Origin of the sequence: Lysinibacillus sp. PWR01, from assembly GCF_043359455.1 — a bacterium.
Lineage (GTDB): Bacteria > Bacillota > Bacilli > Bacillales_A > Planococcaceae > Lysinibacillus > Lysinibacillus fusiformis_F.
In genome coordinates, this window is the sequence record NZ_JBHERJ010000094.1 from 15,216 (window position 1) to 36,600 (window position 21,385).

Sequence of the window (21,385 nt, forward strand, 5' to 3'; positions counted from 1 at the left end):
GAGGAAAACCATGAAGAAAAAATTATTATTAGGAATTGGTTTAGCTGCTTTATTAACATTAACAGCTTGCGGTAACACATCAAAAGATACATCTGAGGCAACAACACAAACGAAAGAGCATTATCCACTGACAGTTGAGAACTTTTCAAAAGCTGAGGGTGGGTCAACATGGGAAAAGAAAGATCAAGTATTTGATAAAGCACCTGAAAGAATTATGGCAAATACACGTCCAGCAGCTGAATTATTATTACATCTAGGATTAGGCGATAAAATCGTTGGTGTTGGGGCAAACTTTGGTGCAGTTGATAAATCTGTAGAAGAAGAATATGCTAAGCTAAATATTTTAAGTGATGAATATGTTGGGAAAGAGGTTACATTAGGGACTGATCCTGATTTAGTATTTGGTCGTGGTGGCTTATTTGATAATGCTGAATGGGGAGTAGGAACAGTAGACTCTCTTAATGAAATGGGTGTAAAAACATATGTTTTAGAATCATCTGTAACAGGTGGCACATATGATTCTATTTACAAAGATATCGAAAATATCGGAGAAATTTTTAATGTTCAAGACAAAGCAGACAGCTTTATTAAAGAATTAAAAGGCCGACAACAAGATATTTCTTCAAAATTAGAAAGTATTAAAGAAGAAAAAACATTTGCATATCTGCACACGAATGATCCAAAAGAGCTTTTTGTTTATCCAGCACACGATGAAACATTCTTTAATGATGCATTCAAAATGGTTAAATTAGATAATATTTTCAAAGATGAAACAGGCGATGTAAGTGTTGAAACATTGATTGCTGCAGATCCAGATGTATTAATTCTTCCTAACTGGGACGGTTCTGATTTGACAAAAGTACGTGAAGAAATTTATGCGAACCCTAAACTTTCAAGCATGAAGGCTATTAAAAATAAACAAATGTATATTGTAGACTACAATTACATGTTCGGCTATGGCTATAACACAATTGATGGAATGGAAGCCCTGGCGAAAGAAATGTATCCAGACTTATTTAAATAATACAGATAACGCTGTCCTAGTGGGTCGAATAAACGACACGCTAGCGCAGCGTTTTCTATTAATAATGAAAGGAGGGGAAATTATTCGCTTTCTCCTTCTTTCATAGTGTTGAAAAACAAAACCATCAATAGAATTTTTGTGAAAAGTGAAAATGAATTTCCGTTGCAGGCTACTTGCTTTCCTGTGAGCGAGCGCCGAATCGCTTCCTCCGCTACCGCTCCGTTTAGAGTTTTGCCTGTCTCGCTATCCCACGGGAGTCAAGTAGCCTTCCACTCCAACCCATTAACTTTTTAGCAAAGGCGTTCACTACTCATTTTTTGAGGGGGGTCGTAACGAATCACTTCTCCACATTGAAAATAAGAGCCTATCCATTCTCTAATCATACACATAATGGCCTAATTGATTGCTACGGCTAGTATGAAAGATAAGGAAAGACACTTTGCAGAATGGTTGATTGGAGTGGAGCCAGCGTCACTCCTAGGGGATTTAGCGTCACAGAGAAGACCCTGGAGCGAACGGAAGTGAGTGAAGCGGCTCATCGGACGCCCCCTGGAAAGGACGCTGGCGGAACGGAAATCATCCCAACACCTTGCTAAAAAGTATTTTTCTGCTAGTGACATGATCTTTTTTCAACAACATAAAAGGAGGCGAAATTATTCAATTTCTCCTCCTTTGTTATAGCTGTAGAAGCTGCTCTTTATTTAACATGGTGATTATTACATTAGAACATGCATGGTTCCAGCAGATGGACACAGGGTGTTGCTGATCGAGATATAGTAGCTCAGTAAAAAGGTCTTCCCTTGTACTTTTAATGTCGATTGTATCAAGCAAATGAGGTGATGTAATCGACATTAAGCCTGTTTTAAAAAGGGCTTCTTTTAATGTCCAAAACTCATAAAAAACATGTAGAGGCTGATGAGAGACCAATTGAAGCTCCGTCTCGGAAAGCGCATACGTCATCATATCTTCACTCACAGGTTTTATTTCTTCCACATCAATGCCCACTCGTCCGTTAGTAGCGACTGCCAACACAATCCAATTACCAGAATGAGAAAGATTAAAATCGCCCTGCCAATGAGGATGTCCTGCAATATATGGGCGGCCATTTTCATCATAAGCTAGGTGTAGCATGACTTCATCGATATAGGGAAGGAGTGCCCACCTAATGAGGGTGCTACTTAGCAAGGCTCTTTGACGATCCTGCCAATGCTTGTATTGCTTAACTTTTCCTTGAACATCAGAAGGGAGTGCTTTGAGAAAAGCATCCCATTCTAATGGCGTTAACTGTGCTCCTAGAGGCAGTGCAAATAGTTGTATATTTTGTTCTATCATCTTATATTGACTTGTTTTGGTTCTGGGAAGTAGCCTGTATCGATGCCGTATTGAATCATTCTGTCAATAAAGGCTGTATTTGGTACTGCACATTCAATCTTTGTATGGGCTAAAAATTCTATCGTCTTTTTGCAGTTGAAGATAAATGGGGAGTCACTTGCTCCATCACCTTCAAGTTGAGCAATGGCTAATGATAAATATTCCTGTACATCTTTTGAATGATCGCCATTTAATAGCCAATCTGTATACTCTTGTGTTGATACAATTGTTAAGTCATAACCAATTTCCTTAAGCATATCGATTAATTCTAAATAAGTAAGCGATACAGGGTTACATAAATGGAAGACATGGCCGTTGGATGCTGGCTGATTTGCCAGAGAAACGAGTGCCTGACTAGCATAATTGATTGGTGTAAAATCAACATGCCATTGTGCAGTAGGTGTTTTACCTAAATAAAGCATCGATTTAATCATACGGTAAAAGGCATTGTCATCGATATTACGTTGGAATTTACCTGTTTCAGAATGACAGCTTAAATTCCCTACACGATAAATGGAAACAGGGATTTTATCATGCATAGCATTTCGAACAAGATTCTCTGCTTCTAGCTTACTTTGAGTATAAACATTATCAAGCTTTACATCGTAATTGAAGTTACCCTTTGCTTCATCTTGCCCCCATTGAAGGGCGGCTAACTCCTCTGGAATACCAATTGTCGATACATAATGGAAATGTACACCTGGTTTCTGTTTGGCTATTTCAAGCAAATAGCGAGTTCCATTTACATTGACATTATTAAAATGATCAGCGGCACCGAAATGACGCACATCTGCACCACAATGTATGATGGCATTGATTTCTTTCAGAATGATTTGTTCATCTTCATCCGATAAATGTAGTCGTTGCTTGCCTAAATCACCTTGGATAACTGTGACACGGTCTTTCAACTGCTGAGCAATCGTATTGCCAAAATAAAATTGCATACTTTCTATTAGCTTGGCTTCAATCGTAGTTTGGGCACTTGGTCGAATAAGGCAATAAATATGCGCATTTGTTGTTGCTAATAGCTCATGTAATACATGACTACCTAAATAACCTGTAGCCCCTGTTAATAATACAGATGTCATTGGCAAAGGCTTCACGTTTTGGGAGACTTGTAGCGGACTAGGCTCCATTAAGTCCTTGAAGACAATGTTAGTTGGCCGTTCTTGAACTTCAATAGCTTCCGGTTGATAATGACGAATATAATGATCAAGTTCTGCAATCGTTTGATATTGGAAGAAATCCTGAATCTTTAAGAATGGGATATGTTTTTTCACTTGTACAAGAATCTCGAGCACTTTTAGTGAATGCCCTCCAATATGGAAGAAGTTATCGTGAATGCCTATTGGCTCAATACCGAGTACATATTCCCATGCGTTAGCAAGCATACGTTGTGTATCATTTTCTGGAGCAATATATGTATTGCTGCGTGATAATGTTAATTCTAATGAAGCCAAGTGTTTTCGATCAATTTTCCCTGTAGGGGATAATGGCATTTCTTGCAATTCAATAAATTGCTCAGGCACCATATAATCTGGTAAAAGATTTGCCAAATAGTCTCTTAATAGATTTTCTTCAAGCTGCATACCACTTGTTACCGTATAGTAGGCAAATAAATGGTTATTCCCATCAGCCATTTTCTTCGCAATGACTACGGCTTCCTGAATGCTCGTATGATTGCTTAATACTGTTTCGATTTCTCCAAGTTCAATACGGAAGCCTCTTACTTTAATTTGAGAATCTTTACGTCCAACAAATTCAATGACACCAGTTGGTAATAGTCGAACTAAATCACCTGTTCGATACATTTTTTGAACAGGCTTTAAGAGATGGGGTACAAATACTTCAGCCGTTTTTTCAGGCTGATGTAAATAGCCTGCTGCTAAACCAGCTCCTGCAATACATAATTCCCCGATTACATTAACGGGACAAAGCTGTTCATCCGCACTGACAACATACATTTCATAATTAGCGATAGGTTTGCCGATAGGGATGCTGGATTGCATGTCTGTTATCTGACTTTTTACCTTAAAATAAGAGGACAATACTGTGCATTCAGTTGGTCCATATACGTTAATAATTTCTGAAGAAAGTCCAAATTTCTCTTGCCATTTTTGAACAACTGCAGGCAATAGGGCTTCACCACCAACAGATAAATAATTTAGTGTCGAGAGTTTTTCTCGATAGCTTACTGGTAAATGTGTAGCCAGCTGTGTAAAGAAGGCATTTGGAACAGTGGCAGTCGTTACTTGCTCACGGTCGATCATATCAGCAAATGCTTCAATCGATAGACGTTCTATACTTGTTAGCATATGAAGTCTTGCTCCTGAAAAGAAAGCAGTAAAAGTTTCTGTTACAGAAGGGTCAAAACTATAAGAAATAAACTGAGAATAAACATCTTCTTTAGTTGAATGGTAGATTCTTTGATTATCTGTTATCAAATTTATAATAGCTTCGTGCTTAAGCATAACGCCTTTTGGCTTACCTGTTGAACCAGATGTATAAATGATATAGGCTAAGTCAGATGGAAGTAATTCACAGTGAATGTTCGCTTGTGAATAGCCTTGCTCTGTTTGGTTGATTGTTAATACTGTACGTGTTTGGGAATCATTATGTATGAAATCATTCAGTAGTGCTGTATGTTCGTTTTTCGTTATGATAAATGGAGCACCTGTATCATTTAATAGGTACTGACAACGTTCTTTTGGATAGCTAGGATCAATGGGAACATAAACTCCACCAGCTTTTAGGATACCTAACAGACTAATGACTGTTTCTTTACTACGTTCCATTAAAATGGCTACATAGTTTCCTTTTTGTAGACCATTGGCAACTAACATATGAGCAACTTGGTTGGATTGTTCATTTAGCTGACGGTAGGTTAGCTTGCCACCCTCATAGGATAATGCAATTCGTTCAGCAAACTGTTGTGCCGCCTGATAAAATACGTCAGGTATTGTGGTATTTTTATCGTAGTCAGCCATTGTTTGGTTTAACGTTTGATATGCGAGTAAGTCTTCTTCGTTCAACAATTGTGTTCTATTGGATGGTAGCTTTTGTTGCTCCAAAGAATGCATTTTATTCTGTGATGGGTGTACATCAAATTCTCGTTTATTATTCAATCATGACAACTCCTATTTTAGAAAAGGGCCGACACTTATGAAGGAGCGATTATCGTCATTAGGTCCACAGCAGTGAATCAATCTGTGAGAGACTAACGGACATACATCTCCTTATAAGGGCAGCCCTTTCATTTTTTATTTCACTACAAAGGTATTAACAACATTCATTAATTCATCAGATAACTCGGATAATACTTGAGCTTCTTCAGAAACTCGTTGAACCGTATTCAATTGAGAGGCAGAAGTTGCTGCTACTGCTCTTGTATTGTCTTTTGAATTGACTGAGAAATCTTCCATATCTTTAACAGCAGACGTTACTTCTTCCATGCCAGCTGCCATTTCTTCAATCGTTGCAGAAAGCTCTTGAATTTGCCCTGTCACATGGTGAATGGAAGTTAAAATCTGGCTAAATGATTTTTCCGAATCATTGATCATGACAATGCCATGATCTACTTCTTCTACAGCGTGAACCATGATATTTACAGATTCGTTTGTATCATGCTGGATATGAGAAATAAGTGTGGAAATCTCTCTTGCGGATGCCTCAGATTGTTCAGCAAGTTTACGTACTTCATCAGCAACCACTGCGAAGCCACTACCAGCTTCTCCAGCACGTGCAGCTTCGATAGCCGCATTCAATGCAAGTAAATTGGTTTGGGAAGCAATACCTGTAATGATCCCTACGATTTCTTCAATTTTATTAGAATGTTCGCCAAGTAATTTAACAGAAGCTGCGGATTGATTAACAGCTTTACTAATAGCATTCATTTGTGTGACAGATTTATTTGTCGATTCATTCCCTCTTTCAGCTTCCTCTGATGCTAAAATGGAGGATTCTGAAATTTGATTGGACGTCATGGCAATACGCTGGATACCAATATTCATTTCTTCAATGGTAATTGTACTTTCTTTTGCCTTTTGTACTTGTAGATCAGCGCCACTTGCAATTTCTTGCATGGAAGAAGCTACATTATTGTATGAATCGGAAGCTTCCTGCATATTGACAGATAAAACATTGGCCGTGTTTGAAACACGTGCAGAAACATTCGTTGTACTTTTAATAACATTTTTTAAGTTTTCAATCATTGAATTAAAGTTTTGTGTGAGCATTCCTACTTCGTCCGTTGAAGTAACTGGTAATGGTTCAAGCTCTAAATTACCTTCTGCGACTTTTTTAGATTGTAAGGAAAGTTGTTGAATTGGTGTTAATTTTTTTCTTAAAAGCGTGTAAACTGCAATGGATGAACCTATTAAGAAAATAACAGTTACTAATAATGTCCATAGGGCTTCAGACATTGCTTTTCCTGTTACCATTGATACGTCATAGTCAATGGCATAAGCGGCCAGCATATCACCATTTTCATCCAAGATTGGTGTAAGGCCTGTTTTATAGCTACCGTATTCATCGCTATAAATATCTGTTGCTGTTGCTTTTTTTGTCTCAAAAACTTCTTTAATTCTTGCTAGGAAATCAGGAGATAAACCCATAGCAATCATATCTTGGTTATACTCAGCCCCTAGATCAAGTATACTAGATGAGAGAACAGGTGCATTAATATTTTCCCCGTTAACTGTAATTAAAAATAGATTGGTAATGCTATCGGAATTATCATTGATCGCATCCATTTCACTTGTTAATCGTAGAGCGTCAGGGTTACTATTTGTAGGATTCTCTAAAATTGATTTCAGTGTGGTAGTATCAATGGTTTTGGCTAGGATCATGCCTTTATCAGAAAGAGATTGATCCATGTCTGTTAAATTACTGTTTCTTACTATATAATAAGAAAGACCTAAAGTAACTAATCCAAATAATAATAAAATACTTACTACTATTGCAGTTAATTTCTTACTAATGGACATTTGCTGCTTCTTGCGTTTTTTCATGCTTTTCCTCCTAATATGATCTAACAAATATTTCAAGCTAAGGACTATAAATGGATAATTTAGTCAATGTACTACACATTGAAGATGTTGATGTTATTCGTAGAAGTCCAGATGCGTTTTAAATATTTTTAAATGCAAAATAATCTATTTATCCCCTATCATTTAACTACTATACTGCCAAAAAAATTGATTCACAACCCAGAAAACTTACTATTTAAAGTCATGATTTCTATGAATAAACAAAGAAATCTAGTTTTTTAGTCTATATATTTTTTAGGTTAGGTTAAATTTTTACAAAAAGCTTAACGGTTACTAGTATAAAAAAGAAGTATGCTCAGAACTAACTTAATTTCAATTGATTAAAAATTTGGCTGAAATGCTAATTTCCAATTTCTTGTTAGGGCTTTTTACTTATTTTGTCATGTCTTATATGTAAAGGAATTGGATGATTTTTATTATGGGAATAAAATGAAAAAAAGGTTATTTCTTTATTCTCGAATAAAGAAATAACCTTTTTCTAGTTGTTGCTATGGTCGGGGATTACCAAAAATTCCTGGTAAAATATTCGGAAGCCCTGGTATTAGTGGTGGTGGGAAACCAGGATATTGACCACCTGGACGTGGCGGATAAGGTTGCGGCGGATACGGCTGTGGTGGATATGGACGTGGCGGATAAGGTTGCGGTGGGTAGGGCTGTGGTGGGTATGGACGTGGTGGATAAGGTTGCGGTGGATACGGCGGTGGATAAGGTGATGGGTATGGTGGCGGATAGGAACTACCAGGCGGTGTTCCTGTACCTGCAGCAGTGATTTGACTAACATCCACAGTCACTATTTGACCGTTATCTAGCTGGATTTCAGCTGTTCTTCCTCCAGTGCCAAATGTTCGAATCAATGTACCTGAATAAGTACCAGTAGGGAGTGTCACCCATATTTTCATACCTGGCCGAAATTGACTGTTAAAATCATCGGGGGCTAATCTAGGATAAACCAATGAAACACACCTTTCTTCATTTTTTCTAACATATGCCTATTGCGATTTTTGTCATAGGCTATAGGCTATGGATGCTTAAGTTCGAATTTGTTATAAAATATAACAAATTTCATTATAATAAGAGAAAAAGCTAAAAGGATGTTTAGCATATGGCAATTATTAAGATAAAAAAAATAAACATACAAAATTTACGAAATGTACGACAGGGTGAACTTGTACTCGCAGTAAATTTTGAGACATTTCTACAAGCGAATGTTGTTGGCCTATATGGGCAAAATGGCTCTGGAAAGACAACCATTGTAGATGCATTCAGTTTATTGAAGACACTTCTATCAGGATGGCTTGCTGAAGTGAAGTTACCTTCACAAGAGAAGCGACTCCTATTGGCAGGAGAGCAAACAGCTAGTATGGATGTAGAATTTTTAGTTGAGAATCAATTCGGTACATTTTTTGTGAATTACTATGTGGAACTACAGGAGGATCAGCATCGACTATATACTACGCTGGAGCGCCTTACCTATCGAGAAAATACGAAAGGGAAGCGATCAAAGACTCTAGTTGCTGTGACAGAGAAGGATGTGCAAATCCGTCAATCGAAACTGAATGATTTGAGTGAACAGGTACGTATCCAATTACTGGTTATTCAACAGTTAGCAAGAAAACAGTATATGTCATTTCTATTCCACAAAGATGTAAAGCCATTATTACAGGAACGACTTTCTGAGCAAGAAATGCAGCTGCTACAAAATATTGCCGTTGATTTTAGCAGAGATTTACATGTTGTTAGTAATCAAAACATTGCACCATTATTTGAAGAACGGATCATGCCGTTTAGTATTCATTTAGAGAAAACGAGAGGCCTTATTCCTTATGATTTAAATGGACCAGCTTTATTACCAGAGGATGCATTCTATGCATTATGTGAAGTAATTGAGCAAAGTAATCAAGTGCTCTCGGCAATTATTCCTGGTCTGACAATTAAAATTAATATCATCACAAAACAAACGATGGATAATGGAGAGCAGGGAATTCGTTTTGAGTTTTTGTCGCAGCGTGGGGAGCGGGAATTACCGCTACGAACAGAGTCAGAGGGAATCTTAAAGATCATTTCTATTCTTAGTGTATTAATTGCTGTATACAATAATCCAAATGCATGCGTGGTTATTGATGAATTAGATTCAGGTGTATTTGAATATTTGTTGGGTGAGTTGTTAACAGTGATAGATGAGGATGGAAAAGGACAACTTATTTTTACATCCCATAATCTACGTGTGTTAGAGGTGCTAGCTATTAAAAATTTATGGTTTACGACAACAAATGAATATCACCGCTATATGCAGCTAAAAGGTATTAAAGAAGTGAATAATGCTAGAGATGTTTATTTACGTGCTATCCAACTTGGTGGACAGGACGAAGAGATATATAAGGAAACCAAAACATTTAAAATCAAGCGTGCTTTTCGTAAAGCGGGTGTTCAACATGACTAAAAAAGTGCTATTAATCATTGTGGAAGGGCAGACGGAGCAAATTATTTTAGAGGATTATTTAGATGCTCATTTTGCGAACTCGACAATACGCTTTGATGTACAACGTGAGGATATTTTAACAAAGTGGGATGCGCACAAACGGATCCCAAATATTAAAAACAGTGTTGTACGAGTGATTCAGAGCTATCTAGAAAAATATAAATTTTTAGCCAATGATTTAACTGCTGTTGTTCATATTACAGATGCAGATGGATGCTTTATTGCACCAGAATGCGTCAAGGTAGATGAGAGTATCGAACAAAACCTATTTTATACAGAGGATGCTATTTTAGTGAAGTCGGATAAACGTAAAGAGCAAATTGAACAACGCAATGATATGAAGGCAAAGAATGCCCGAATTTTAATCGCTAACGACCACTTTAGCATTAACCGTATGAAAGTACCTTATCAATTGTTTTATTTTTCTACGAATTTAGAGCATGTCTTATGGAATGAGCGCAATGAAATCCCTACAGAAAAACTACAAAAAGCAGATGAATTTATGGACAATCTATCAGGCACGATTGGGGAATATTTAAGCGCCTATCTACCGGTTAGTTCAGCGTTACCTTATAGGGAGAAAATCAAGAAAAGTTGGTCTTTTTTAATGGAGGACTGTCATTCATTGCAGCGAGGCACGAATGTACCGCTATTATTTGAAATGATTAAAACGGATGTACAGTAAAAACAGGTGACGAATTGAGTCACCTGTTTTTATCTAGTGTACATTAGTGCATTTGCTCATAGCTTCGAATATGAGTTAATATGGCTGGATCTTTAATTTTTGTATCTTCACATAGTAATAAGAGCTTGGACATGATTTCAGCTGTACGTGGATCATCATCCACCATCGGTAAGAAAATCCGTCCACGATGCTGAGATGGGACAGCAATAATCGGGATCATGGAACCGCCTATTTGATGCACCACACCACTTCCTAAATGTAAGGAGTAACTGGCTAGCTTACCTTCAATGAGGGCATGTTGTTTTTTCACTTCCACATTGTGTAGCTTCAGTAATTTAGCCAATTCTTCTACGATAATACTACGCATTTCAACAGTAGAATGACTTGCCTCAGGGTCTACACCACCAACATGGGCAACACTGACAACGAGATCAATATCTCGCATAACCTCAGAGAATATCGCTGCTGGAATATCATCTAAAACGATATCTTTGCCTGTTAGTCGATCATAGAAGTAAACACCTTCGATTGCAGGTGCTTCAATTTCTGCTGGTGTAAACCAATCTGCCTGTGCATACAAAGATGCCACAATATTTTCCTTATAATATACTTTACGTGGTCCTGTTTCATAGCTGATTTGCCAACCACGTGTTTTCAACAAGGCTACTGTTTGTGAAGGATTTACTTGATGTCCTGCGTAACGCAATGATTGTTTCTGTCCTTTTTCATCAGCATTGATGAGATATAACTCACGGAATACTTGCTTAAATGGCTGTTGTATTTTGTGCTCAAACATATAGGATTGCCACTGTCTCCATTGACCACTTTCTAGAAGATGGTAAGGATGAGCAATCTTTATAGAGGACGTAGGAGCAAGGTTCACAATGTCAGCCGATAGAAGCTGTAAACCTTCTGGTGTAAGCATTCCAACGTGCACATCACTGATAAAGACTAACCTTTGTAAAAGTGGAGCTAGAATCGGATGGGCTAATAAATGAATGAGCTCCTCGACCGAAAATACTGTTTCTAATTCTATTGCTTGCTCAAGCGCTGGGCGTGCTCTTTTATATTGTTCTTGTAAGTCTTTTCGGGCTTCCTGCAAGGATAGAATATCAGCATGCTTTTTTAATGCAGCAGGAACGTTCTTTAGACGTTTACCATCCTTTTCAACAATAATAGCTACAGAGGCATCATCTTCTATTTGTAGATGGGCCGTAATTTGCTCAATCTGTTGTGCTTTAAATAAATGTTTCATATCGTTAAAGGCTGATAATTCCATACGCCATGTGAAGCGAGTGGCTTCTCCATCACCTGCATTGCGCGCTAAATTTTCTAATGCAATACTTGCTGCTCGAGCCTCACTTGCGCGGCGTTGAGCACCAAATTGCTTACTTTCTTTTAAAAACTGTTGAATAAATTGATAGCGTGTTAGGGCGTCTTTGTCATCCGATTTCATTAAAGGAATAAGACCAAGTGCGCGCAGTTTATCTTTATTGCGCTTATCTTGAATTTCTTGCATTAACGGTTTTGGACTGAGTTTACCGATGGCTGTATCTGCATAAAGCTGTGCCCGACGATGGTTGGCTCCCTCAGAAGCATATTTTGCAGCATCATAGACAAGCTTGAATTTTTTTGCTCCAAGCGTTTGATAAGCGCTTTGGAACCAAGCTAAATCGAATGCACCATCACGGAAATCCTCAGCCGTTATGCTAGAGAAAAGGGCAATTTGATCTTTGGCAAAGTCAGATAAAGAATCTGTTGTGTGAGCGATAAAATACCAAGCAGATTCTTTTAGCCCATCCCAGCCAATTACTTCACTCACAAGGTCTATCCAATGCTGGTTATACATCATCGCTTCAATTAAACGTTCTTTAGAAATGTCTGTTTTCTGCCATGCTTCTTTTAATTGCTGCGCTGTTTCTTCTTTCTTAGGGTAACAGCTAGTTAGCAATCGGGAGAATACATCCTTTTTCGTTTCTGCCTGCCAAATATACCCTCGTGCAAGCTTTTCTCCGTCAAGTGCCTGTAGAATTTGTAAGAAATAATCAATACCCTCAAAATAAGAAATGCTACTAGCAAGCTTGGTTACAGCAGTAGGTGTATCTCCACGTTTTAGCTCTATAGCTAATATAAGATCAATTGCTTGTTCACGAATAGCAAAGAAATCTGTTAAATCTTCAAATGACTGTTGATAGCGTTCTAGTAATTTAGTTGGCTCGTTAAATATTTCTGAAGCGAGCGTATTGGTAAATATGGCTTCAAATAAGTGATCTTGCGTAAATAAGCCAACCTTCATGGCGTCTAAATATTGGAATAAAGATAAATTGTAGACGTTTGGGCTATAGCTTTCATTTTTCATACGCTTTGTTAGCTCTTCATTGATAGCTAGCATTTTGACATATTCCCCATAGGTTGAGTAATCAGACCCGCATCGATCCACGAATGTCTCCACAACATCTAAATCGATAATGGTAGATGTGGAACGATAGTAATAATAACCTTTTTCTCGAACATCAAGTTGCCACTGATCCACAGGGATTTGATCGAATAGCTGTAACATAATGCCTATTGCCTGTTCAAAGCGATTAAATTCAGGTGCATGCTTTTCTAGTAATGAAAGTGCTTCCTGATGCAGCACTGTCTCACCTGAGATTATGTCGGTATCTTGAGATAGCACTGAGAAAATCTGTTGAATTGTATGGTCATATTTCAAGGAATTAAATTGAGCAACACGTGCTTTCATTTCTTTGTATTGGAAAAAAGGTTGAATTAGCGTTTGGGCTGCTTCGGAAAGATCATGGGCAGCAGGGTATTCTGATAGATTGTGATAAAAGTTAAAATAGGCTAAGTCCTCATTACTAAATAATGATGTCTTCATCCATTGAACAATTTCTTCAGGGATAGGATAAGCATCAAGACTAGCATGTCGTTGATTATCCGATTTAGTTGCTATAACACTATATCTTTGCCCTAATGTAGTGGTAATGTGCGTGTCATTCCATTGGTATGTTTCATACTCTAGTTCAGCGTGTTTATCTAAAACTTGAATAAGTTGGTCAAGCTTAGATAATAATTTTTCAATATCATATTGAAAGAATTTTTCAAAAGGTGTAGGTGTCTGTACATAAAGTGGAGCAAGCTGTTGCCAAGACTCTTCACCATTCATTTGAATGGCTCCATCAGAAATACAGCCGTATTGAATAGGAGGATGTGGCGTATATAAACCAAAGCCATTGCTCTCGTTATACTCTGGGACATCCCTTGTAATTAATTGTTCTAACAAAACTTGCTCGTTTTTAGTTACTTTAGGTAATAAGGAACATAAAGCTGTAATTTGCTCGCTCGCTAAGCTGTATTCCTTAGAGGCTTCTAATAGTAATTCAAGCCCTCCAAGTCTCTTTAGCTGCTTACTATCTTTTATCAGCCTTTCAGCACTTTGTAATAGATGATTCTGTGGCTGAACTTTTAAGAGTGAAATAGCCTCTTTGCGAAGTGCACCTGATTTATTAGCTAAAAGATCTTCAATTTTTGCTATTTCTTCTTCGGTTGGTGTTAGAGCATGTATTTTCTTTAACGCAAGAGAACGATTGATGGAACTGCGATCCCGTAAAGAATTAAATAAAAATTCGCGTTGACCTTGTGTGACGGGGTCAAGACAATAAATATTCAGTAGGCCGATTCTACTTGATGGTGAGTAAGAATCTGCATGCTCAATAATTCGTTGGAATAATGCCTCGTCCTGTACATGATGGGCTAAAATAATTTGTGTTGAAATTAAATCTTCTAATGACAAATGGACATAGACAAAGGATAGAGGTTTGCCTGTAATGATAAGCCCATCTTTCGTGATTTCATTCTTTGCCCACTCAAGCTGTTCAAATAATAGGTATTCAATGCCTTGTAGCTGTGTGCTTTCTTGCATGAAGTTTTGAAGGGTTTGAGCCCATTCATTGTCTCTTGCATACTCGCTATTAATATGGTGATTGGCATAGAGGAAATTGCCCCATGCAAAGGCAAACAACTCGATATCTTTTGTTGATAAGATTAAATCCTTCACAAATGGCGCTGTAAAGGAGATTTTCGATAAGTTTTTTAAAAAGGCAAGCGTTGTAAGTTGGATATGTTTGTCACGCTTTAAGAGTGTTGTTACAAGGTCATTTAATTGCGTATAGTCCTTTGTAGCAGTCGCCCATAATGCGACATAGCTATCAATTGTACGCTCACTCTTTAACAGTTGCCCAACAAAGCTGTCCTCTTCGATGGCCTGAATGGCTAACGTAAGAACTTCCTCTGTTATTTTTTGATTTTCGAAGCTATTATAGCCAAGTCCCATCCAAGTATCGACTGCTCGAACTACAGAGGAGAAGCGTGTTAGTTGATGTTCCTGAATAAGTTTCATCATTTTGAGCTGTGCATCAAGATTGCCATGGTCAATGTTTTCTACTATTGCTTGTCGTAGACCTTCTTGCCGTGCAGCTGCTATTAATAGTTTTCCAAGGGCATCATGCATACGGTGATTATTTGATTTGAAAATACCACGAATGAATGGATGACCGAAAAAGCTACTATGATGCTCATCAAATAAAATACTCTCTACTGCCTCTTCAATCGAAGGGTTTTGTATAGATAGTTCTTCAGCGAGCAACTGTTCAAAGACATTAAAGCCCATTACTTTTACATTTTCATTCCTCAAGACATAGGAGCTATAGTTTGGATAGGTACCATGCTCATATTGACGATGATTTGCTAATAACTCCTGCAAAGTAATTTCCTCAAATGTCAGCATTTCTTCTATTAATTGTAAGCATTGAAAAAGGTGGTCTTGCACTGGTTGAGATGAACGAAATGATCGACGTAAAACGCCAGTTTGGAACATTGTAGCATCAAAACGTAATGCTAATTTCTTAATCTTGAGTGCACGCTCTTGTGAGGAAAATAGTGCAAGCACTTCAAATAATGGTCCGCTCAATAGCTCTTCAAGTGATGAATACTGCTGAGTAGCTATAAGCTGTTCAATGTCATAGTCTCTATTGTCCATGTATTTTAATAATGCAGTTGCTAAAGGCTGTAAAGCTATAGGTGCAGAATCCACTATACTTTGAAAATGTGTTTTTTGTTCATGTGAAAGTGTCATAAAAATCCCTCCTTACCAAATTCGTCCTGCAAGCATAGTTAGTTTAATAAATGTAAAAACATCGTCTTCCTGTATGTTTAATGGTGTAGTAAGAGAATCTAAAGATTCTTCATTGTGAAGGACTAAGAACAGCTCGTCCTGAAAGGCTTGAAGCATTGTGGAGATAGCCTGATCAACTGACTGTAAAGCATCCTTTTTCTTTTCTCCAAAATGTACTTTGCCATACTGGGCAGCGTCTTCTAATTGCTGATCCGTTAAATATAGATGAAGTGGTGTATCTACCATTTTTTCATTAAATTGTTGTACCTGCTGTGCTACAAGCTGAACAAGTAAATCTTGTAACGTTGTGACAGGCTCTTCAATAGAAAATGGAATTTTTTCAAGCTTACGAGATTTCTTACCGATTACTTTTTGCTGGTAAAATAAACGCAATCTAACACCTCCTTACAATAATTTCATTATACAAGAGTGAGAACCGGGAAAAGAATAAGGCATATGACGCTAGTTGAGTAAAATATTTTGGGAAAAGTGTAACAAAAAGTAGCCTGTTGCAACTGTTTTGTAGGGTAGAAAGTGGGTAAAGCTTTGCTAAAGTGTATGTAAAAAATAGAACATTTGTACGATTTGTGCTATCGAGATAAGTATCATTTTGCGCTTACTTATACAAATAACGGTGAAGAAGCGGAATATATTACTCTGGTAACTTTATAGACATACATAGAAAACAAAAATTAGGCTTCACTTAAAAGAAACAATCCTACCATTAAATAGGCTCGCTTTGAAGTGACATTGAAATATATGAATAATAGCAAGCATTCAGGGGCTTAACAGATATTTAAACCTCATGAACGAACAATCATCATACATCCACTATTGAAATAATTGTTGTAAAGAAGGTGACAAAATAATCAGTCCTAAAATCCATTCAGCGATGGATTTTTGTTGAGGTGTTGAGAGACATCTTTTCATCTCTGATTTCATAAGCTTTATAGGTATGATTTTATCAAGCTAGAAGGAGGCAAAATCATTCAAATACATGTTGTACGGGCTGGCGAGTCTTTATGGGGTATTGCGCAGGCATATGGGGCTACGGTTCAAAGTATTATAGATGCCAATCAAATTCCAGAGCCAAATCGTTTAGTTGTGGGGCAAGCTCTTGTAATCCCAATTGTCGGAAGCTTTTATTATGTACAGCCAGGTGATAGCTTATGGTCAATCGGTCAACGCTTCGGTATTAATTATGTAACACTTGCACAAGTAAATGGCATTAATCCCAATCAACCATTAGCTGTTGGGATGAGATTGTATATTCCACAACCGCCAAAAACAAGAGCAGAAACATTGGCTTATTTAGAGCCGAGAGGAACATCTGTTAGTGAGGCACTCTTGAATCAAGCGAGGGAAGCGGGTCCCTATTTAACATATTTAGCTTTATTTAGTTATGAGGCAAGACGTGATGGTACCTTACAGAGACCACCAAGTCAAGGTGTGACACAAATTGCAAATGATACAGGAGCATCAATTGCGATGGTTATTTCTAATTTAGAGAATTTTAGTTTTAGTGGTGAATTAGCGAGAGATATTTTTCAAAGTACGGCTGTTCAAGATTTATTATTTGATAATATTCTTGCGGAAGCAAAGCAACTTGGTGACGTCAAAGATATCCACTTTGATTTTGAAAATTTGCCAGCAGATCAACGACAAGCCTATAACAATTTTTTAAGAAGAGCTGTAGAAAAATTCCATGCTCAAGGATATACAGTGTCTACGGCATTAGCTCCTAAAACAAGTGATAGTGAACGAGGACCATGGACAGCGGCACATGATTATAGAGCACATGGGGAAATCGTGGACTTTGTTTTACTCATGACCTATGAATGGGGATATTCAGCAGGCCCACCAATGGCCGTCTCACCTCTCCCAGAGGTAGAGGCAGTTGTAAAATATGCGGTGAGTGAAATACCTGCAAGCAAAATCATGTTGGGGCAAAATTTATATGGCTATGATTGGACATTACCTTTTGTTCAAGGGGGACCGTATGCAGAAGCACTTAGTCCACAGCGAGCCATTGAAATTGCTAAACGTTATAATGCAGCGATTCAGTATGATTGGAGAGCCCAAGCACCATTTTTTGAATACTATGATGAGCAAGGTAGGGCGCATATGGTGTGGTTTGAAGATGCTAGATCTATTCAAGCTAAATTTAATCTCATTAAACAATATAACCTTCGTGGCATAGGTTATTGGAAATTAGGACTACCATTCCCTCAGAATTGGGTGTTAATTGGTGCCAATTTTGATGTGGTAAAGAAATGAGAAAATGAAGAAAAGTGGATATATTACCCAATATGTTTCTTCAAAGAGGAAATTATCTGTAAAATTCATATCTAAATATGGATAAATATATTATAATTATGGTAAATAGTATTTTAGGAGGGATATTTTGGGTAAATTTAAGAAGTTAGGTATTATTTTAACGACTACGGCATTTTCTGTTGGGGTTCTAGCACCCGTTTCACAAGCTTCTGCAAATGTGAAAGAACCTTCAGAGCGTATTGAAATACAGTTAGCTGCTACAGAGACAAAAGTGACAAAGGGTATGCTAATTAACAAATTACGTGCACTATTCCCTGAAGAGTTCAAATTTGTAGCTGACAATGAGTTTAATTCTGGAGGCGGTCATTTCTTTAGAGATGATAAAACTGTCCGTTATGATTTAAACTTCCATAAAACGGTGAATGGTAAAGATGTTTATGGTGGTTTTACATTTAAAGGCGAAGATTTAGATTTAGAACATTTCTATTATCAACCAGCTAATATCGCTGAAGCAGTATATCCAGCAAAATATTCGGAGAGTGAAGCCAAAAAAATTGCAGAAGATTTCCTGAAAAAATTTGAGAATTTAGAGAACTATAAACTCCGTGAAGATGGCTTCGGTTATTACAATGATATCAATCGTCCATTATCACAGCCAATTACCTACTCATTTGTTTATTCACCAACTTATAATGGTGTCCTTATTGGCGATCAAAGTATTACTATTGATGTTCTTGCTAATGGCCAAATAACAGGAATGTACCGCAATACAGATTCTATTAGTAAAGCAACCTTTGATAGCTCAAGCCAGAAAAAAAATGAGGAAGAAATTGCTGCACAAGTACGTGATAACCTAGCAGTTGAACTTCGTTATGCTGTTGACTATTCTAACGATCAACGTAATGTGAAGCTTGTCTATATGCCAGCGACAGGGTTTAATGGTGTACATGCTTTAACGGGTCAATGGCAAACAACGAATGGTTTCTCTGCACAAGTTCCAAAGACGAAAAGTGCTCAGAAAATATCTTCACAGCAGTTACCGCCAAGAAAAAGTGGTATGACAGTAGCAGAAGTTGAGGAATTCGCTAAAAATTTCTTAAAGGTTGATGAAGACAAGGCAACACTCTCTATTGATATGGTTGATGAACGAGAAAATGAAAGTGGCGAGACGGTTTATACAGTAAATTACATGTATATGTACAATAATGGTGGTTCCGGTACCTCTTTCGAAATTAATAAGGCAACAGGCGAAATCGTGCAGTACCATGATTTAAGGAGAGATTTTACAAACACGGACAAAACAAATACTATTTCTAAGGATGCTGCATTGGCAAAGGCGGTTGAATACTTAAAGCAATGGGCTCCATCCTATTTACATGAGTATTCGATGCCAATCGATGATGCTGTACATGATGACTATAGTAAAGATTATTACTTCTCCTTCCCACGTATCGTAAATGGGATTGCGGTTGTTGGAGATGAAATACACGTAGGTATTGGCTCTGATGGGTCATTACGTTCATTGAATGTTAATAAACAAAAGATTAATAATTGGCCATCTATCAGCCAGGTAATCTCAGCTGATAAAGCTAAAGAAGCTTATAGTAAGGCACTTACATTACAGCTACAATATGCAAAACAAGATACTGAAGGTAAACAACATTATGATCTAATCTATGCTCCAACTTACAATGGTAGTTTAGATAATCAGATTGATGCAATTACTGGTGAATGGTTGTATCAGGTAGATGGCTCCAAAGAGAAGCCATCCATTTCACATCCAACTGCAGCTAATGAATTAAATTATCTTTTAAATCAAAATGTATTAGAGGTAAAAGATATAGCAAACTTTAATGCTGATGCTGCTGTAACAAAGGGAGAAGCATTAAAGATTCTACTAAAATCTTTAACATATGGCTATTTTGGTAGCGGCGAAGGAGAAAAGCAATCCTTCAGCAATATCGATAAAAACCATCCATTATATGGAGTGGTTGAACAAGCTGTTAGAATGGGAATTTTACAGCCAGCAAACCAATTCGCTTTGGATGAGACATTAACTCGCCAAGAGCTAGCAGTTTGGGCTGTTAAAGTAATGCAATTGGAGAATGTTGCAAAGTATAAGGATATTTACAAATTAAACTTTGCGGATGCAGCGTCTATTGATCCAGCGTATACAGGCTATATAGCAATAGCAAATGGGATGGGTCTAATTGATACACAGCAAAATAACTTTAATGCTACTAAGAGTGTGTCATATGCCGATTTGGCTGTGTCAACAGTTCGTTTAGCAAAAGCAATTCAAGAAAATAAAGTGGATCGTAACTTCTATTATTAAGTCGCATTCCACGAAAAGGGTATCTCCTCATTGTAGGAGATGCCCTTTTTTTTAGGTTAGTTTGTAGAAGAATAGGGAAGTAATATGTAAGAAAGGAGTGAATCAATTGAAATTGAAATTTATCTTAGCGATTCCTTTAATGACTATTATTCTTTACGGCTGTAATAAGGATGAGGTAAAGGATGTGCCAGCAAACGCACCAGCAGATCAAAATGCTACCCAACAAACTGGTGATACACCAACTGACCAAGTGACCTTCAATTTTATAGAGTTTTCATTAGACGTTGACTACTCTGCAACGGAGTCTTATGAGGTAGAATATGAGGATAAAAAAACAGGCATAGAGGCAAAGTTACAGGATGATCGAAAAAATGAAAAACTACAGGGTGATGAAGCGTATACTAAATTAGAGCCGTTATTTAAGCAGTTGAATTTTGATTCTACAACACCTAATGATGAAGTGATTGATCAAGTAATCAAAGTATTCAATATTGAAGATAACTATCAATCCGTTGAAGTGGATGTCGAATTTGTAGACGGCAATGAAAAGGAATTTAAACGAATTAAATAATAGAAATAAGCCAGCTAGCGGATTGAATCAGTTAGCTGGCTTATGTTGTTGAAAAAAGATGATGTCAACGGAAGAAAAAGTAACTTTGCAAGGTGAGGGGTTGATTTCCGTTCCGCCAGCATCCTTTCCAGGGGGCGTCCGAGGAGCCGCTTCACTCACTAGCGTTCGCTCCAGGGTCTCCTCTGTGACGCAAAATCCCCTTGGAGTGACGCTGGCTCCACTCCAATCAACCATTCTGCAAAGTGTCTTTACTTTTTTCATACTAGCATAGCAATCAAATAGCCCATTATCTGTATTCTTATAGGGGATAAACTCTTATTTTCAATGTGGAGAAGTGATGCGTGACAACAGCTCTTCATAAAGAGTAGAGAACACCTTCACTTTATTTGAAAACCTTTGCTAAAAAGGTAACACTTTTGTGG

The 21,385-nt window shown here is 37.5% G+C and carries 12 protein-coding genes; 6 read left to right on the forward strand and 6 right to left on the reverse strand.

Features of this window, described 5'->3' with window-relative positions; translation table 11 throughout:
• Nucleotides 1–10 precede the first annotated feature (10 nt).
• Nucleotides 11–1,024, forward strand: a complete 1,014-nt coding sequence (locus ACEVFT_RS21510; RefSeq protein ID WP_393951261.1) for an ABC transporter substrate-binding protein — start codon at nt 11–13, stop codon at nt 1,022–1,024.
• Between the two features lie 675 nt (nt 1,025–1,699).
• On the opposite strand, the gene ACEVFT_RS21515 is transcribed toward ACEVFT_RS21510, so the two are convergent.
• From ACEVFT_RS21515 to ACEVFT_RS21530, 4 genes are all read right to left on the reverse strand, one after another.
• Entirely contained in the window at nt 1,700–2,356 is a 657-nt protein-coding gene (locus ACEVFT_RS21515) for a 4'-phosphopantetheinyl transferase family protein (RefSeq protein ID WP_393951262.1), read from the reverse strand.
• Nucleotides 2,353–5,520, reverse strand: coding sequence for an amino acid adenylation domain-containing protein (locus ACEVFT_RS21520; protein ID WP_393951263.1), 3,168 nt, complete (start codon nt 5,518–5,520; stop codon nt 2,353–2,355). Before ACEVFT_RS21520 ends, ACEVFT_RS21515 begins: the two co-directional genes overlap by 4 nt.
• Before the next feature lie 135 nt (nt 5,521–5,655).
• Complete coding sequence (locus ACEVFT_RS21525; protein ID WP_205445842.1) at nt 5,656–7,404, reverse strand: methyl-accepting chemotaxis protein; 1,749 nt, start codon at nt 7,402–7,404, stop codon at nt 5,656–5,658.
• A 527-nt stretch (nt 7,405–7,931) separates the two neighbouring features.
• Nucleotides 7,932–8,396 carry a hypothetical protein gene (locus ACEVFT_RS21530; protein WP_393951264.1) on the reverse strand — a complete coding sequence of 155 codons (465 nt, stop codon included), beginning with the start codon at nt 8,394–8,396 and terminating at the stop codon, nt 7,932–7,934.
• A gap of 149 nt (nt 8,397–8,545) precedes the next feature.
• On the opposite strand from ACEVFT_RS21530, the gene ACEVFT_RS21535 reads away from it, so the two are divergent.
• Entirely contained in the window at nt 8,546–9,883 is a 1,338-nt protein-coding gene (locus tag ACEVFT_RS21535; protein ID WP_205445839.1) for an AAA family ATPase, read from the forward strand.
• The gene (locus ACEVFT_RS21540) at nt 9,876–10,607 is read left to right on the forward strand and encodes a hypothetical protein (protein ID WP_342441714.1); all 732 of its coding nucleotides are present in this window, start codon (nt 9,876–9,878) and stop codon (nt 10,605–10,607) included. Before ACEVFT_RS21535 ends, ACEVFT_RS21540 begins: the two co-directional genes overlap by 8 nt.
• Before the next feature lie 43 nt (nt 10,608–10,650).
• Here the strand turns inward: ACEVFT_RS21540 and ACEVFT_RS21545 are convergent, their stop codons facing one another.
• Nucleotides 10,651–15,741 (reverse strand): DUF4132 domain-containing protein, encoded by a 5,091-nt coding sequence (locus tag ACEVFT_RS21545; RefSeq protein ID WP_393951265.1) that lies wholly within the window; start codon nt 15,739–15,741, stop codon nt 10,651–10,653.
• Between the two features lie 12 nt (nt 15,742–15,753).
• The gene (locus ACEVFT_RS21550) at nt 15,754–16,173 is read right to left on the reverse strand and encodes a hypothetical protein (protein WP_393951266.1); all 420 of its coding nucleotides are present in this window, start codon (nt 16,171–16,173) and stop codon (nt 15,754–15,756) included.
• Between the two features lie 711 nt (nt 16,174–16,884).
• On the opposite strand from ACEVFT_RS21550, the gene ACEVFT_RS21555 reads away from it, so the two are divergent.
• The 3 genes from ACEVFT_RS21555 (at nt 16,885) to ACEVFT_RS21565 (ending at nt 20,963) form a co-directional block, all read left to right on the forward strand.
• The gene (locus tag ACEVFT_RS21555) at nt 16,885–18,057 is read left to right on the forward strand and encodes a glycosyl hydrolase family 18 protein (protein ID WP_456952088.1); all 1,173 of its coding nucleotides are present in this window, start codon (nt 16,885–16,887) and stop codon (nt 18,055–18,057) included.
• Between the two features lie 127 nt (nt 18,058–18,184).
• Nucleotides 18,185–20,392, forward strand: a complete 2,208-nt coding sequence (locus ACEVFT_RS21560) for a YcdB/YcdC domain-containing protein (protein WP_393951267.1) — start codon at nt 18,185–18,187, stop codon at nt 20,390–20,392.
• Between the two features lie 97 nt (nt 20,393–20,489).
• Nucleotides 20,490–20,963, forward strand: coding sequence for a YusW family protein (locus ACEVFT_RS21565; protein WP_393951268.1), 474 nt, complete (start codon nt 20,490–20,492; stop codon nt 20,961–20,963).
• The last annotated feature ends 422 nt before the right edge of the window (nt 20,964–21,385 follow it).